At 51.5% G+C, this 17,273-nt stretch carries 9 protein-coding genes; 7 read left to right on the top strand and 2 right to left on the bottom strand.

What is annotated here, in order from left to right:
- The 4 genes from AC1RO5_RS21550 (at position 1) to AC1RO5_RS21535 (ending at position 4,576) form a co-directional block, all read left to right on the top strand.
- Positions 1-1,467, top strand: coding sequence for a hypothetical protein (locus tag AC1RO5_RS21550; protein WP_493177529.1), 1,467 nt, complete (start codon positions 1-3; stop codon positions 1,465-1,467).
- 1 nt (position 1,468) lies between these two features.
- Positions 1,469-3,586, top strand: a complete 2,118-nt coding sequence (locus AC1RO5_RS21545) for a hypothetical protein (protein WP_493177527.1) — start codon at positions 1,469-1,471, stop codon at positions 3,584-3,586.
- Positions 3,587-3,600: 14 nt separating this feature from the next.
- A complete protein-coding gene (locus AC1RO5_RS21540) occupies positions 3,601-3,993 on the top strand; it encodes a hypothetical protein (RefSeq protein WP_493177525.1) in 393 nt (130 codons plus the stop codon).
- A gap of 220 nt (positions 3,994-4,213) precedes the next feature.
- Positions 4,214-4,576 (top strand): antitoxin Xre/MbcA/ParS toxin-binding domain-containing protein, encoded by a 363-nt coding sequence (locus AC1RO5_RS21535; protein WP_493177523.1) that lies wholly within the window; start codon positions 4,214-4,216, stop codon positions 4,574-4,576.
- A 741-nt stretch (positions 4,577-5,317) separates the two neighbouring features.
- Here the strand turns inward: AC1RO5_RS21535 and AC1RO5_RS21530 are convergent.
- On the bottom strand, positions 5,318-6,880 hold the full coding sequence (locus tag AC1RO5_RS21530; RefSeq protein WP_493177521.1) for a hypothetical protein: 1,563 nt from the start codon (positions 6,878-6,880) through the stop codon (positions 5,318-5,320).
- A gap of 2 nt (positions 6,881-6,882) precedes the next feature.
- Positions 6,883-9,147 (bottom strand): McrB family protein, encoded by a 2,265-nt coding sequence (locus AC1RO5_RS21525; protein WP_493177520.1) that lies wholly within the window; start codon positions 9,145-9,147, stop codon positions 6,883-6,885.
- 1,118 nt (positions 9,148-10,265) lie between these two features.
- Here AC1RO5_RS21525 and AC1RO5_RS21520 point away from each other — a divergent pair.
- From AC1RO5_RS21520 to AC1RO5_RS21510, 3 genes are all read left to right on the top strand, one after another.
- Positions 10,266-12,599 (top strand): type I restriction-modification system subunit M, encoded by a 2,334-nt coding sequence (locus AC1RO5_RS21520; RefSeq protein WP_493177519.1) that lies wholly within the window; start codon positions 10,266-10,268, stop codon positions 12,597-12,599.
- Positions 12,600-12,754: 155 nt separating this feature from the next.
- Positions 12,755-13,954 (top strand): restriction endonuclease subunit S, encoded by a 1,200-nt coding sequence (locus AC1RO5_RS21515; protein ID WP_493177517.1) that lies wholly within the window; start codon positions 12,755-12,757, stop codon positions 13,952-13,954.
- Positions 13,951-17,214: a type I restriction endonuclease subunit R gene (locus AC1RO5_RS21510; protein ID WP_493177515.1), complete on the top strand. Its 3,264-nt coding sequence runs from the start codon at positions 13,951-13,953 to the stop codon at positions 17,212-17,214. The genes AC1RO5_RS21515 and AC1RO5_RS21510 overlap by 4 nt, the downstream gene beginning before the upstream one ends.
- The last annotated feature ends 59 nt before the right edge of the window (positions 17,215-17,273 follow it).

Raw genomic sequence — 17,273 nt, 5'->3', positions numbered from 1 at the left:
ATGGCGATAACCACAGACATCTCTTTAGAGACCAGTATCGCTTGCGTAGTAACGAAAAAGCTCAAGAAACAGGTTGTGCTGCTTGATGGTCGCTTGGTTACTATTTCACTTGGGGATAAGCTCGCGATACATAACAGGGATGGAAAATCATGCCCCATGTATTTAGAGATACTGGATGAACATAACGCTTTCCATGTAAGTCTTTTCACTTGCTTTTGCAGTACCCTTGCCACACATAGCCTGAGCTATAATTCGACCGTCAGTAAAGCCCTAAGCGCCTGGCTCGCGCAAGGCGATAATTTCTTTTGCGATAAGATAACTTTACAAGAAATCAGCACCATTTTCGAAATTAAGCCTTCATATAGGGCTTTCATCACCCCCATACTGCGCAGAGTAAAAGAATACTCTCTTCCTGGCCTATCGGAAGAGGTGGAAGATTTCCTAGAAAATGACCACAAATGGGAACAAAAGGGTGGCGGTGCTTACTACACTCTAATTACAAATGACCCCGAAAAAGGCGCCCTGACAAATCAAGAATTGCACAGTATTCATGGCGCATTAAATCACGGATATGCCAAAGGAGATTTATCTCTTCTGGCATTCACTTTATGTTGGTTTTTTATTGGAACGGGTGTGCGCCCTGTCCAAGTTCGTCGAATGAAACGCAATGATGTGATTATTCACGACAAAGCCGGTATGGAGGTAACTCTCAGGATCCCACTGGCGAAGGGCCAAGGAGTCATCACGAGTGAATACTGGATCAGGAAGGCTCCTACAGTGCTTGCGGAGTGCTTGATCACGTATTTGGAGACGTACGCAAATACAAAGAACTCAGAAGATGAGCCGCTTTTCCCAGGCACACCGTCGGTGCTAGGTAACTTAGTGACTGACACATTGGCGTCACTGCCTACCTATTCGGAGCGTCTGGAAAGCCCCATCCACATCACTCCATACCGCTTCCGTTACACCATGGCAACGCGGGCATTAGCTCAAGGTGCATCCGATGCAGAGGTAGCGAGGCTGCTTACACACCGAAGCACTTCTTGCATTAAATTCTATAGAGCATCGATGCCGCAGCTTCAGAAGCCGATTCGGCAAGCTCTTGGAAAAGAAATGGATTATTTCGCCAGCGCTTTCCAAGGGCGTCTGATTAGTCACCTGGATGAGGCCAGTCGTGCCGGAGATGACGAATGCGTTATCTCTGATTACCTCCGGCTCACCGGAGAGACCTTGGGTGCTTGCGGCACTCGTGCTGAATGCCATCAGCACGCCCCCATCGCCTGCCTGTCTTGCCCGTACTTTGAGCCTTTGATCAACGCTCCCTGGGAAACCTTGATGGTGTCGCTGATTGATGATCAGAAAATCGAGACAGAACCTCGAATTCAGCAGATAAATCATAATGCAATGGCTGCGATTCAACAGATCATGGCAGTACGAGACAGCAGGATGCATGAGGCGGTAGTCTAACATGGGCGCGATTGTACATTTCGTAGGAAAGACAGAGCTGGCCGCGAGTGAGAATCTTGAGCAGTTTATTCTTCATGCAAAAGTGAATATGCCGTTCGCCAACGTCTGCTGGGAAGATAATAGTTGGAATATTACCAGCTTCAACATTGGCAAAAACCAAGGCAAAACTAAGAAAATTGCGCATTTCAAGGCGCTGCGCGATCCTTCTGGAAGCAAGTCTACCGTCGAAATTCCATTTTCGATGCCATTTCTTGAATTTGCAAAATCCGCTTTTAGCGAAATTATGCGCCGCTTTCAGCTGCAAGAATTCAAACGCTATTTGTATGCAATGCAGGCGATAGAGCAAGCTCTCTTAGATGCAAATAAGCCCGCGTGCATTGGCCATGTTGACGGGTTCATTCTGGATGAAGCCGCCAAATTGCTACAGGTTCGCTTCGCCGATGCTTGGAGCGTCGGTCGCTGCTTGGAGCGACTGGCGACGAAAATCATCTCCCCCGCAAAATTGACTAATGTACCACTGGAATGGGTGTCTCCGATTGCATATAAACAACCCATTCGGGGTGATCGGGTGGCGCCGAAACTTAACGACAAGGTAGTCAGCCGACTTCCTAGTGTACAGTCCATTCTCGACTTGGCTGAAATTCACCATACAAGTAAGCACATCCCAGATCGCGTGGTTACTTCGTTCGTTACATTGGCGATGTTTGCACCCAGCAGGGGCTCTGAGATTTTATCCTTGCCAGTAAACTGCATTCGCCATGTGCAAGACGAAGATGGATTGATGATGGGTCTAGCTTGGGATCCGGCCAAAGGCGGAATGCCGCTCACGAAGTTTGCTGCCTCAGAAGACTTTGAAAAGCTTGCATCGGACACTGTTGAGTTTCTTATTAACCTTGGCGCATCGGCCAGGAAGGCAGCACTGTGGTATACAGAAAACCCAGGAAAGCTATATCTCCCTGAGAGCTTGGAACACCTTCGAGATAAGCCTGTAACGCTTTATGAAGTTGCGAGAATATTAGGGAAAAATACGGCTATCAAAGGCTGTCACTCTGATCGCTACGGGCTTTTGAAGGTAAAGGGCTATACTTCAGACCCAACACGCCGAGCTGACGCGGCGGCTTCTTGGGTAAGTCTGTACGACTTTAACTCACTCCAAAATTATGTCTTGGCGAAACTACCTGAGATATTTCCAATTTTGGATGGTTCTACTGGATTGAAATGGCATCAGAGTCTATTCGTGTTGCCTGAAAATACACTTTCACCTACAGCCGAGACGCTTAACAACGTTCCAGCCGTATTTAGTGTCAATCAATTCAACAACCAATTAGGGGCAAATCCTAGCGGCATCACCATTTTCTCTCGTCACGGGAAAACACAACCGGACGGCAGCCCACTGGCCATCACAACCCACGGATTCCGGCACCTTTTGAACACTCTGGCTCAAAGCAAGCATTTGAGTGAGTCTCTCATCGCATTCTGGTCAGGGCGAAAGAGCGTCAAGCAAAACAAATGGTATGACCACGTGCCTGAAGAGGCTTTCATCGAAGCGTATCTGAAACTTGGAGACAACGTCGGCGGCATAGCCTCCGGAGAAGCGCTAAGCGAAAAGGTACAAGGACTCATTGCCAGCCACGGATTGACTGAGCATGAGGCCATGAGAGTCGAGCTAGGGGCCATTAGCGTAACTCGCTTCGGTCTTTGCAAGCACGAATACGCCCTGACACCATGCCCTTTAGATAAAGACTGCTCTAACTGTTCAGAACATGTATTCGTTAAGGGAGACAAACGCCACCGCAAGGAAGCTGAGTTCCAATACAACATCCATGCGAAGGCCGTTTCAGCCGCCACAGCCGCTCTCCAGAGAGGTGAGCCAGGTGCAGCACGCTGGCTGAAGCAGAATCAGCCCCGGATGGAGCGCTGGGCTCTCGTGTTGGAGAGGATGAACGATCCTAGCATCCCTGATGGAACCTTGATCACCCTGCCCCCGCCCGAGAATACTCAGTCCAAAACGGGATTGGCTCATGCCGTCAGAATGATCACTACAGACGCAGATCAGCCACCAGAGGCTGACCTTGCAGATGAAGCTGAAGATGCTCTTATGTCGATGGGGTTCTTCTGATGGGCGCACCTAAGATGACCGATCTGATGATAAATCAGTCGGTGTTAATGCTGGACGGATGGGCGGGAAAGCTGACTTGGGATCTATATCTCGAGTCTCTTGCCGTTGATATTGGCCATCGATACACCAAGGCAGCAATGCTGAGACATGATCGAATCAAAGATGCTTGGGATCATGCGAAAGAGCGCTGCCGGGGTTCGAATGAGGACTCTTCCAAGCCCCCCGAAGTCGCGCTCATGGATAGTCGGAATAGAGAACTGGAGGAACGCATACAACGCCTAACACGCGAAAACACCAGGCTTTTGGAGCAGTTCGTGCGCTGGGCTCATAACGCTTCACGGCGAGGAATGAGTCTGGAGGAGCTGGAACGGCCTCTGCCGTACGTTAAAACAAAAGATCTTTCTTAAATGGCTGCCACCAACGAGGAAGCGCGAGTGCGAGCTGCGAGCGCCGGTCTCTGCCAATGGGCTTCCATTCTTACGCCTTTAGCCGTGCGGGCCTGCGCGCTCCGCTTGCCTTTTGAGTTTAATCACACACTGTAACGTAACTTTTGACTTGTAACGTAAGCAGCGTTACAGAGCATAGAATTACGTTACAGACCAGTCATCACCGACCATATGGTGGAGCATGGAGTCCGCTTCGAGCGCTGAAAGCGCTGTACTTGGCAAAGCTTTTATCCGGGCCGGCGAAGGGCTGGGGCTTGATGACGCTGAACTTTCAGCTGTCTTGAACGAGCATGTTTCTTCGGTGCTGCTTCTCCGCCATGGACATGAACTGCTTCGACCGAGCAGTGACGCGTGGAGCCGTGCTTTGCTTTTAGTTGAGGTGTATCAGTCATTACTCGCAGCCGTTGGTAACGAGCGAAATGCAAGAAACTGGCTCAGCAGCGAGAATCGTGGTCTGTGTAGTCGACCTCGTGGCCTTATAAATAGCAGAACGGGTCTCGAGCAAGTTGTCCAATATCTAGCGGCTAATCGCTCACTCATCTAACACCTCCTGTGAAGCCAGTCAGGTGGCCAATGCATGACGATTTACCACCGCGCTTTGAGTTTTTATGGCCCAGCACATCAGCGCCCGTCGCTGAGGGTAGTAGAACCCAGATATCATTTGCTGAAGCTCTGTGATGAGCAGTCGACGTCAATGGAGAGCGTTATGAACTTGTTTAGGAGATGCGTTGAATTCGTTTGGCCTGACAAAAGATCTGGCTCAGAGCAAGCGAGAGATCGCGCGTTCATAGCTGCCCTCAATAAACTGCAGTCGCTCCGCGTGACACCTGACGGCGGCATGTCGATAAACCCAGACGAGATACGAGAGCAAGTAATAGCGAGTCGACGATCACTCAAGCGATTCGTGCGATGACATCAGCGGTCTTGCTGGCGTACTGAGCCGAGCCGTCGGCTCGAAGGGGCGATGGCAGGACAGCATTGCACCTTGCTCGACTACTGCTGTGAATCACACAAGTACTCCCATCTCCCGGTCATTTCCTCCAAGCGCTCACGGAATGCAGATTCGACTATACCCCCACGTTGTATGCCGAAAGCGACCCGCACCTGAGTCAAAGATGCGGTTGGCTTTTTGAAGAAGCGCTCGCGGCAATCACCCCAAGTGCAGTCGATTGTTTCACTAATTTTTGAGCGCAAAACAGACATCCGTTAATGACCCCAAACTGGGTCATTAAGTGGCAAAAGCTAGGTTAGTGTCCCTTTTAAGGGACATTAAGAGAGGTCGTGCCTAAGCATTCGCGTCGCGGAAAAGCAGGGCCACCAACAGTGCTCCAAGTTTTTCCGCATCCTTTTGGCCTCCCATCACAACACTCCCTATCCCGTTTGAAGCCTGAAAATCCGGACTCTCCAATATCGGCACGCTTCCGCCCCGAGGGATCATCAGCAAGACGGCTTCAGCCTTGAGGCCATTCCAGCGCAGACAATCGTGGTAAAGATGCGCTGACTCCATCGCATCCAATACCCCGAGTCGACTACTCCGATACTTAGCGTCGAGCACAATGAATCGCCGCCCACCCGGCGAATCCAACGTGATGACGATATCAGGGACACGCCGGCGAGAGAGGCTCCGAAAACCTTTGTAGGGCTTTTTATCGACAGCGGGACACGGCACTTGCAGCCAAACGTCGAGCGCGAAGCCGTCACCGATGCCTCGCCAAAGTATCCGGTCGATTTTGGTCGAGGGGTGGCGCTTCCAATTAAGCTGAGGGCACAACCGCCGAAGCTGCAGTACCACCGCTGTATAGCACCATCGCTCGTATACTTCCCATGTAGGGCTGATCCAGAGCGACTCGTCCGAGAGTTGTCCAAGTACCCCAGGCCGGAGAATGAACCAACCGAAACGGTACGCCTGTGCATAGACAGGGTGGGAGGAGATTGCATTCAGGCCGGACGCAGAGAGCCTACGGTTGGACAGACTACGAAAAGGCATCTGATTGTTGATGCGCTCTAGCCTAGCTTGCAGAGACACCAAATACGCAAGGCGCCTTTCTAACCTGGGAGCCAGTGGGGATCGGGTATCGCTTAACTCAACTTTTGCCGCGATCACACTCAACGCTATGCTGACTTTCTTACACCGCCGAATGACTTCGGACAGAATCAGCCCTATTGCCTGATTGGCAGCATTGTCTTGGTCTTCGTAAGCAGTGGGAATATCGAACCGCACCGTGTTCAGTGGTGGTTTATCGGCTATCTCTGGATGCAGTAAAGCTCTCCCTCCGGGGCTGTTGAATGCTTTGTGGATGCCAGCCCTGTCCAACCGTTTGACCTGATGCGCACTGACGAATGCTCGCTCTCTACGAAGCTTTGTCAGCGGCTTCAGTGTGACTTGCTTCAGTCCCGCCACAAGACGTTCGCCATATCTCCTTAGCCGTGAATACTGAAGGTGATGGCTGGTCATACCCCCATCGGCTCCAATAGCGGATTGAGCATCCTCCGTCCCGAACAGAAGGGCTGGATCGAAATCTAGGATGTCATTCACCATTGCAGAAAAGGTTTCGCCGCCAAGCTTTTTCGAATCAGGAGAAACGTCGAGGCGATAAATCCCTATACGCTCCTGATGCTCATCGAAAAGCTCGGCCATCACCTCACCGGCGTAAAAACCAGGCTGCCACTGCCAAGCGGCTTCGCCTTCCCAACTGACCTTCTCCAGGAGAACGTCATCCACATACATGGCCCAATCCTTTCGGGCTATGAAGTGGTAAGTCGAACGCTCTGAAAACCCAGTGTTGAGCGCCTCGAGCGAAACCTCGAAGCGAGTACCATCACTGCAGGCGCAGCTAATGATTGCCATGGTTACCGCCAGAACCGCGTGGATCCTGTGTGCCCCAATTCCTCGCTCATTTCTTCCACTTTTGTAAAAGACGATTTGAGATCTGCGTCCTTAAAGGTAGCCTTAAGCAGAGTGAACATCCGCTGCACCCGTGGACTGTCTTCCCCTCTGAGCTTGGGCAGGATTTTTGAATAAACCGCATGATCCAGCGCTCGCTGAAATTCGATAACCTCGCCAAGTTGAGTCTGGTGGATGTAACCCAAGATATCGTGGAGGGTTCGCCAACCGAAATGCATGCGGAGCGGACGCAAGATCTCCATCAGTCGGGTCATAAGGGTTTGGATGGTTTCGATTTGGTCGTGCGCAAGGGCGGTAGTTTTCCATCCTGGGAACGCTTTTAGGTCAATGTCCCAAAACTCGATTACGGTGGCACGATCCAAGACTTTATCGCTAAGACCATGGGTGGTCTCATCCATATTCACAGTACCAATAATCACGAGATTATCCGGATAAGGGACTGAGCCCGGAACGCCGTTAAGACCTTCAGCTTGGCCGTGCAACTCAATTGCCTCTCCAGTCTCCATCGCTGAAAGCAAAGGAGCGAGGTATTGCTCAGGATGGGAGAGATTCATCTCATCCAGCACGAGCGTATAGGGCTTGGAGGGATCGGCACTCGCTTGGAGCAGGAAATCCAGAACACCTGTACGAACATATGAGTCTGTCTCGAGTGGGTTCACATATCCCAAGAGGCTCGAGTAATCATGCCAGCCCGGCTGGACAGGAACTATCAGGAGTCCTTCAGCTGGAACGTCTTCACTCTGCCAGGTGCTAAGGGCATAGCCCCGGGCTAATTGAGTTTTCCCCGCTCCACTAAGGCCCGTCAGAACTGCAAAATGGCGCCTCTTGTGGCTCCATAGTCCGGCATCTAATTGAGCGATCAGCTCCGCTGGGAACTGAAACTCAGGATCAAACCCACCGACGATGTCTTTGAGTGACGGCCTCTCTACAGAGACCGACGTCGCTGTTACCGGCGTTATCTCAATATCCTGCTGGTCGGCCTGGTCAGCTACCGGCAGCCCCTTCGGCACCCAATGGATCTGCTTGGCCCAATGCAAGCCTCTCTCCGTGAGGCTAAGAACTTTGTCAGTGAGATCTACTAGCTGGAGCGACCTGAGCCACCAAATAAGACTCGACGGCGCAAAATCTTTTGTCCACCCTGGATTGACCTTTCGAAGCAGCAGGATCGCATCGCGGTTAGCCATTGGGGCATCGATAAGTGCATAAAGAAGGTTATCGAAACCAAGGATTTTGGTGACCATCCAATCGAGAACCTCGTCAAGATCCCCAGATTCTAGAAGCGCCTCTCCACGTGGTGTCAAATGCAGCTCATTGCCGACAGCCTTCAATGCTCCCCATTCGGCCATAAGCGCGTTCAGTTGCGTCGCCAACGTAGACTTTTTGGCAAGGGGGCTTACAGATTGAAGATGCTGCAGGAAATCCTCACGGGTACATCCCTCCGCAGCAAATTCGATCATTGCCTGAATTGTGGAGGCACCGCCTTTAATCGCCAACATCCCACGGCGCCTGCGCTCAGGCGGCAGGGGGTTCAACATCTCTTGGCCGGTTACAGGATCGGAAATCTCCGTGGCCTCTGCCTCGGGCGTCTGGACATGATTTACATACAGCAGCCACGGAACGGTAAGGCGAGTGGCACCTTCTTTAGACACAGTCGTATCGACCTTGCCGATAACCGCGTCTAGGCGGTTCAGCACAAGCATATGCAGGCGGTGTCCCGCTTCTCCACGGCTACGAATGCCCATAACGGTGGCTAATTCGCGAAGTTTTCGATAATGGGCGATAGTCGTGAACGCGCCCGGGCATAGCAAAGCGAATAGCCGATACATTTTTAGCTTCGGTGTGCGCTTCGCCAGGCTGGCCACCTCTGGCTGAAGGGTCTTCCATGCGTCCGATATCAGGGCCTCTCGCTCGAGTGGGTCGTCAGTGGCACTGTAGCTAACCTTCAAATCCCAGAGATGCTGGGGGATTACCTGACTCTTGGCGACATTGGAGATGTCTACGCTACCCATACCTGTAGCACTGACGGCTTCTGAGTTCCAAAGCGCCACCTGGAACTGCTCGCTCAAAAACTCAGAGCGGGATACGTCCCTGACCTTCTCCATCCACTTGAGCAACTCCGCAATCCATCTCTGGTTGCCCGCCAAGCCTATGGTGCTTCCTAACCTGGCACACGCCCCTTTCAGTTGCTCATCTTCCCGCAAATCCACCATCCTCTCCCCTCCATTGAAATGGGATCTTGATATCCCTAAGTGCAATCAGTTGTCATGAAGGCGCAAGCGGTTGCTCACAGGTTCTCCCATCGTCTCTTGGTCAAGCGTAGAGATAAGCCATTATGGAATGATGCGCACAGAAAAAAAGCTGGTGGTCAGAATAAAAGAACGCCATGGAATGAGCCGGATAGCTCCTGTGGATAAGATTCACAGGAGGCGCTGCCCGACATCCAGGTAAGCTCGCAATAGGATTACCAATCGGGCTCTGGCTCTGTACCCAAATGCATCGACATAACCAGCGCACGGCGGTAATGCAAAGGGGTGGCGTTCAACTCTAGGGATAGAAGTCGGTCGGCTGCACCTACCAAGGTATCAATCCGCTCGCGAGGTACTGCTATATAAGCAACCAAACGTTTCCCGTTTGCTGTCATAGACCCTATTCCTTTTGGGGGCTCTAGGTCTTGTGACAATCGAGGATCTGCGTAGAGTTGGCATTCGACCTCTGGGTATTTGAAACTCTCCGGGTAGAGCACTTCGCCCTTCAGCGTCAAGATCATATGTTCATCATAATGACCTTCGTTAGCCCTCAGCTTATTGGGCAGCGCTAGGCTGAACGACCACGTAAAATCCCACCCGGACAGCTTGATTTGATAGAGGGTACGTTGCGTTTCGAGCCGGGGCCGGCCTCGCCGAATGTTAGATTTTTTCTGGGCTGTACGAGGCATAGCGACCTCCATCAGAAACGGCCAGCCTGTGGAAAGGATTAGCTAACTCCCCCGGCTGACCTCAAAAGCATAGTCGTAGTGAATGCTGGACTGCGGCTCCTAACTCTTAAAGATGGTAAACGCCTGGCAGTCGCGATGAGCCGTAAACCTGATCAGAAATTTTGCAGGACAACGGCTCGCCGATGAAACGGTGCCGCTGCCGAGCAAGCTCTACGATCTAGACTTCACCCCACCACTGGGGGGAACATCCGCTTGCGCAAATCAATGGAGTTGAATATCCAATTTCAGGCATAACCGCGTGCTGCCGTTACAGCATAATATCGCCCAGTTCTATTCATAATCGTGCTGCGCACCGTTTCAGCAACCGCCAAGCACTACAGGGAATTTCAAAAAATGTCGCAAGCCTCCAATAACCTGGCCGCCTACATCTGGTCTTTGGCTGATTTACTCCGTGGCGATTTTAAGCAAAGCCAATATGGCCGGATCATTCTGCCGTTCACCCTGTTGCGGCGTCTTGAATGCGTGCTGGAAGCAAGCAAGACGGCGGTGCTGGCGGAGCATGCGCGCGTCCAGCAACTCAACATTTCTGAAGAAGCGCAGGAAAAACTGCTCCTGCGCGCCAGCGGCGGGCTGTCATTTTTCAATACCTCAAAAATGGATCTATCCAAGCTTGGTGAGGCTGGCATCAAGGCCAACCTGGAGTCCTATCTGCAAGGCTTTTCCAAGGATGCTCGGGAGATTTTTGAGCACTTCAAATTCACCGAATTCCTCGGCCAGCTCAACGACGCCAATCTGCTTTACAAGGTCGTGCAGCGGGTTCGGCAGACTGATTTAAGCCCCGCAGCTGTTTCCAACCACGACATGGGGCTGGTGTTTGAAGAGCTGATCCGCCGCTTTGCCGAAGGGTCGAATGAAACCGCCGGGGAGCACTTTACCCCTCGCGACATAGTGCGCCTCACCACCTCCCTGGTGTTTATGGAAGACGATGATGCGCTGACCAAGCCCGGCATCATCCGCACCATCTACGACCCTACGGCAGGTACGGGCGGCTTTCTCTCATCCGGCATGGAATACGTGCATGAGCTGAACCCGCAGGCCCTGATGCGAGCTTATGGTCAGGAGCTAAACCCCGAGAGTTACGCCATCTGCAAAGCGGACATGCTGATCAAAGGGCAAGACGTCAGCAACATCAAACTAGGTAACACCCTCTCGAACGACCAGCTTTACGCCACTGAATTTGATTACATGCTCTCTAACCCACCCTTTGGCGTGGATTGGAAAAGGATCGAGCAAGAGATCAATGACGAGCACACGCAAAAAGGATTCAGTGGCCGATTTGGTGCAGGTTTGCCACGAGTCAGCGATGGCTCCTTGTTGTTCCTAATGCACCTGCTCAGCAAGCTCCGCGACGGTTCACAAGGTGGTGGGCGGATTGGCATCATTCTCAATGGCTCGCCTTTGTTTACCGGTGGTGCCGGCTCTGGGGAATCGGAGATCCGCCGCTACATTCTCGAAGCCGACTTGCTCGAAGCTATCGTCGCGCTGCCTACCGACATGTTCTACAACACCGGTATTTCGACCTATGTCTGGGTGCTGTCGAACAAAAAAGCCCAGGAGCGTAAGGGCAAGGTACAGCTGATCAATGGCGTGAACCTTTGCGGAAAAATGCGTAAATCCCTCGGCTCCAAGCGCAATGAAATGGACGAGGGCGATATCGCCACGGTGATCCGCGCCTTCGGCAGCTTTGCCGCAGTCGATGCTTACGAACTGGACAAACAAGCCGCACAAAAAAGCAGTCGAGGCCGCCAGGCTACCAACCCGAAAGTTGAGGCTGCCAAGACCTTCGCCAGCAAGATCTTCAACAGCCATGAGTTCGGCTATCGCCGCATAAGCATTGAGCGACCGCTGCGACTGTCTTACCAGTTCAGTGACGAGCGAGTGGCTACCTGTCGCTTTGCCCCCGGCGCCCTCAACAACGCCATGCGTTGGGTCTACCAAGAGTTCAGCGCAGTAGAGGGCGAAAGCTGGAGCGACGGCGACAACTGCAAGCATTACGGCGACCTAAGCACCCATGAAGACGCTATTCGACGTTACTGCAAGCTGCACTTCCCCGATCTAAAAGAGAAACACATCAAGGATCTGCTCAACAGAACAACCTGGATGGATCAGAAGCGGCTGTTACTCAAGGCTCAAAGTCTTCAGGCCAGCATTGGCACCGCCCAGCATGACGACTTCAACACTTTTGACGAGGCCGTCAAAGCGACCTGCAAGCAACAGGATATTGCCCTAGACGCCAAAGACAAAAAACAGATCATCGATGCCGTGAGCTGGAAAAATCCAGAAGCGGCAGCGGTCATCAGAAAGGTTCACAAAACCAAAGCCAATCCCCTGTACGGTTTGTTTGCCGTCAACGGTGAGGTGCTGGAATATCAAACCGATAGCGATCTCCGTGACAACGAAAACGTAGCGCTGGATCCAAGCCAAACCGTTAACGCCATTAACGAAGCTTACTTCCTTAAAGAAGTGCAGCCGCATGTGCCCGATGCCTGGATAGATGCCGGCAAGAAAGATACTAAAGATCAACAAGTCGGCATCGTCGGTTATGAAATCCCGTTTAACCGGCATTTCTACCAATATCAACCACCGAGGGATTTGCTAGAAATTGATGCGGATCTGGATGCAGTATCAGCTGAGATCATGCAGTTGCTGCAAGAGGTGCATTCGTAATGGCGAGGCTATATAAGCCGTATCCGGAGTATAAGAGTTCAGGATTTGAGTGGCTGGGGGATATCCCTCTGAACTGGAAGTGTGTTCGGCTTAAATATAGTGCCGACCTGTATTGCAATAAAATTGAAGCGAGATCTGTGCAGAGATATGTTGGCATGGAAAACATAGAGTCTGGAAATGGCAGGTATCTCGTTAAAGAAGATGTCACCCCCGAAGGGCTGTCTACATCTTTTTTAAAAGGAGATGTTCTTTTTGGAAAGCTTAGACCATACCTTGCCAAATCTTGGCTGGCTGAATTTTCAGGCATTTGCTCCTCTGAGTTTCTTGTTTTACGAAGCAAAAATGTTTCTCCTAGATTTTTGCACTACTACACCCTGACTGACGAGTTTATCAATCAAGTTGATGCGTCGACATATGGGTCAAAAATGCCGAGGGCGAGCTGGGATTTTATTGGATTGATGCCTGTCCCTATTCCTGACAGCGGGTCGGAAAAAATCTCTAACTTTCTCGATCACGAAACTGCCAAAATCGACACACTGATCGAAAAACAACAACAGCTCATCCAGCTACTAAAAGAAAAACGTCAGGCCGTAGTTAGCCATGCCGTTACCAAAGGATTGAACCCCAATGCCAAGATGCGCGACTCGGGTGTTGAGTGGCTGGGGAAAGTACCTGAACATTGGATTTCTTGTACTTTAAGGCGATATGCAAATTTTGTTGATGGGGATAGGGGGAGTGAATACCCCAATGAAAAAGATTTTACAAATGAAGGAGTAGTGTTTTTATCTTCAAAAAATATAATTGAAGAGCGCCTGGACTTGACAGAAGTTAAATTTATCTCTCACGAGAAGTTTAACGCGCTAAGTCGCGGCAAAGCTTTGGATGGCGACTTGATTGTAAAGGTTAGGGGTAGCATTGGTCGGATTGGAGAGCTGGCCAAATTTGACACTTCGGAGCACGGATATCATACGGCATTTATCAATGCGCAAATGATGATTATCCGAACTAAAAATGGATTGCTGGCTAATTACCTTCGACTTGTTTCACAAAGCCTGTATTGGACAGAGCAATTAGCTGTTGGTGCCTATGGCACTGCCCAGCAACAATTATCAAACGATGTGTTCTCTAACCTTTGTCTCGTTGTGCCGCCCGAAGAAGATCAATGGATGATTGTGAGGAAGCTTGAGCAATACCTTACTTTCTTTAATCGCTTGATCGACAAAGCTAAGAAGGCTATTGATTTAATGCAAGAGCGTCGCACCGCCCTAATCTCCGCCGCCGTTACTGGCAAGATCGATGTGCGAGACTGGGTAGCGCCGAAAGTCAGTCAACCCAACAAGGAAGTAGCCGCATGAGTGCATTGGGTGGCGGTAAGGCCAACGAGTTGACATTCCAGAACGATATGCTCAAACATCTGGTTAGTAACGGTTGGCTGCAGGGTAAAGCGGAAAACTACAACCGTGAACTGGCCTTGTACCCGGAAGATCTGCTCGGTTTTGTTCAAGACACCCAGCCTGAGCAGTGGCAAAAATTCTGCGTGCTCTACCCAAGCCACCCCGAGCAAATTTTTCTTGAGCGGGTCGCTAGCCAACTGAATAAAACCGACCCCAATGCCGCCAGCAAAGACATGCGCACCTTCGGCACGCTGGGCGTGTTGCGCCATGAATTGCGTCACCGTGGCACCCGGTTCAGTCTGTGCCAGTTCAAACCTGAACACGATCTAAACCCCGATACCTTGGCTCGCTATGCTAAGAACCGCTGCCGTGTCGTGCCTGAGGTGGCTTATTCGCCCTGGGCAAGCAAAGAACATCTCGAACAGTCCGGCAGCAAGGCCAAAGCCTGGCGAATTGACTTGGTGCTGTTTGTAAATGGCTTGCCGGTCGCCACGCTAGAGCTGAAATCCGAATTCAAGCAGGCTGTGCACAGCGCCATTAAGCAATACAAAACCACGCGCTTTGCCACAGACCCTGTCACCAAAAAGCCGGAACCGCTGCTGACCTTCAAGCGTGGCGCGCTGGTGCATTTTGCCGTGAGCCAGTACGAGGTCTATATGGCCACGCGGCTGGAAGGCGCGGAGACCTTCTTCCTGCCATTCAACAAGGGCACCACGGTCGGCGGTGCCGGTAACGATGTACCGGCAGACATTAACAAGTACGCCACCGATTACCTGTGGAACGAGGTGTTGCTACCCAGCAATCTGCTGTCGATTCTCGGGCGCTTTGTGCATCTGCAAATTGAAGAGAGAGAAGATTGGGAAGGCCGTAAATACAAAAAAGAAAGCCTGATTTTCCCGCGTTATCACCAGTGGGATGTGGTGAATAAACTGGTCACGGCGGCCCGCACCGAAGGCCCCGGCCAAAAGTACCTGATCCAACACAGCGCCGGTTCCGGTAAGTCCAACTCGATTGCCTGGATAGCGCATCAGCTGTCGGCGCTTTATGGCGCGGAGGGCTGCAAGCAGTTCAACTCAGTGATTGTGGTGACGGATCGCACCGTGCTGGATGATCAGCTGCAAGACACCATCAACCAGTTTGAACACGTCGATGGTGCGGTTGGCCGTATCAATAATCAGGAAGGCGACGGCTCGAAATCAGAGAAGCTGGCAGCCGCGCTGGAAAACTCACAGCCGATTATTATCGTCACCATTCAAACTTTTCCCTACGTGCTGCGCGCCATCGAGAACAGCGTCAGCTTGAAAGAACGCTGCTACGCAATCATTGCCGACGAAGCCCACTCCTCGCAAACCGGCTCTACAGCGCGGCAGTTGAAAGAGGTATTGATGATTGAGGCTAAGGCTGATGGTGAGGACGAACTCAGCTCTGACGACATTCTCGATGCCGCCGTGGCGTCACGCCGGGCGTCAAAAAACCTAAGTTATTTTGCCTTCACCGCCACGCCGAAAACCAAGACGCTGGAACTGTTTGGCCGTTTGCCCAAGCCCGCTGAACAACCCTCTAAAACCAATAAGCCCGAGGCCTACCATGTGTACAGCATGCGTCAGGCCATTGAAGAGGGCTTTATTCTGGATGTGCTGAAGAACTACACCAACTACAAAGTGGCCTACAACCTGGCGCAAAAAATCGATAAGGCCGATCAGGAAGTTGAGAGCAAAAAAGCCAAGGTCAAGCTCAACCAGTGGGTGCGCCTGCACGAGTACAACATCGCCCAAAAGGTGCAGGTGATCGTTGAGCACTTCCGCAGCAACGTCATGGGCCTGCTGGGTGGCCAAGCCAAGGCCATGGTAGTCACCAGCTCGCGCAAAGAAGCTGTGCGCTACAAGCTGTGTTTTGACAAATACCTCGTCGACAAGGGCTATCAAAAAATCCATGCCATGGTGGCGTTCTCGGGTGAGGTGGAATTTACCGAGAAAGACCCGAACGCTGTCGCGCTACTCGGCACAAAATATACCGAGAGCAACATGAACCCTAACCTCAAGGGCCGCGACATGCGTAAAGCCTTTGATAGCGATGATTATCAGGTGATGATTGTTGCCAACAAATTTCAGACCGGCTTTGACCAGCCCAAGCTCTGCGCCATGTACGTGGACAAAAAGCTTGGCGGCGTGGAGTGCGTACAGACCTTGTCGCGCTTGAATCGTACTTATCCGGGCAAGGCGGAAGTCGGCACCTTCATCCTGGATTTCTTCAACGAGCCGCAGGAAATCCTCGACTCGTTCCAGCCGTATTTTCAGACGGCAGAGCTGGCGGATGTTTCCAATCCAGACCTGATCTTCGATTTGTTTGAGAAGCTCAACGCCGCTGGTATTTATAAATCGACTGAGGTTGAGCAGTTCTGCGCGGCCTTTTTCGTAAAAAACAAAAGCAATGCCGCGATTGCCAACATCTGCAAACCTGCGGTCGAGCGCTGGACGAAAAGCTACAAGCAGGCGGTTGAAGCCTACGCGCACTCGAAAGAAATATTCGAGCGGATAAAAAAAACCCAAGATGCGGTGTTGATCGCCAACGCGGAAAACGACCTGAAGGAATGCAAGCAAGCCAAGGACGCCCTCGACATCTTCAAAAAGGATCTGGGCACCTTCGTGCGCTTCTATGAGTTCATGTCGCAGATCGTCGATTACGATGACAAACAGCTGGAAAAGCTCAGTCTATATGCGCGGAATCTAAGCCCAATGCTGCGCGAAACCCTTGTGGATGAGGATGACATTGACCTCAACAGTATCGTGCTCAGCCATTACCGCGTTTCGAAAATACGCCAGCAAGACCTGAAGCTAATAGAAGACTCGCCCGACTATAAACTGGTGCCAGGTGAGGGGCTTGGCTCAGGAACGGCAAAGGATATCAAGGAAGAGCTGCTTTCGCAGATATTAGAACGGCTCAACGAGCTATTTGTGACGGATCAGCTGACTGAGAAAGACATGGTGAATTACGCCTATACCATCCGTGACAAGGTCAGTGAAAACCAATTGGTTATGCAGCAACTGGCCAACAATACCGCTGAGCAAGCGCTGCTGGGTAACTTTGCCAACGCGGTAGATGACGCAATTATGGACAGTGGCGATGCTCACCAGAATCAGATGATGCAACTGTTATCTGATCCAGCTAAAGCCAGTAAATTTGCGAAGGTGGTTTTTGATTTACTTAACTTGACGGCGTAATGATTGGCTGAAGCATCGACAGCACCTGGGCCACTTAAATTCAGTGGCCCTGGGCTCGG

The sequence above is a fragment of the Pseudomonas sp. GW822-FHT02G04 genome (assembly GCF_058802085.1).
Note: the sequence above shows the minus strand (reverse complement) of the source record. Positions and strands in the feature narration are given on the sequence as shown.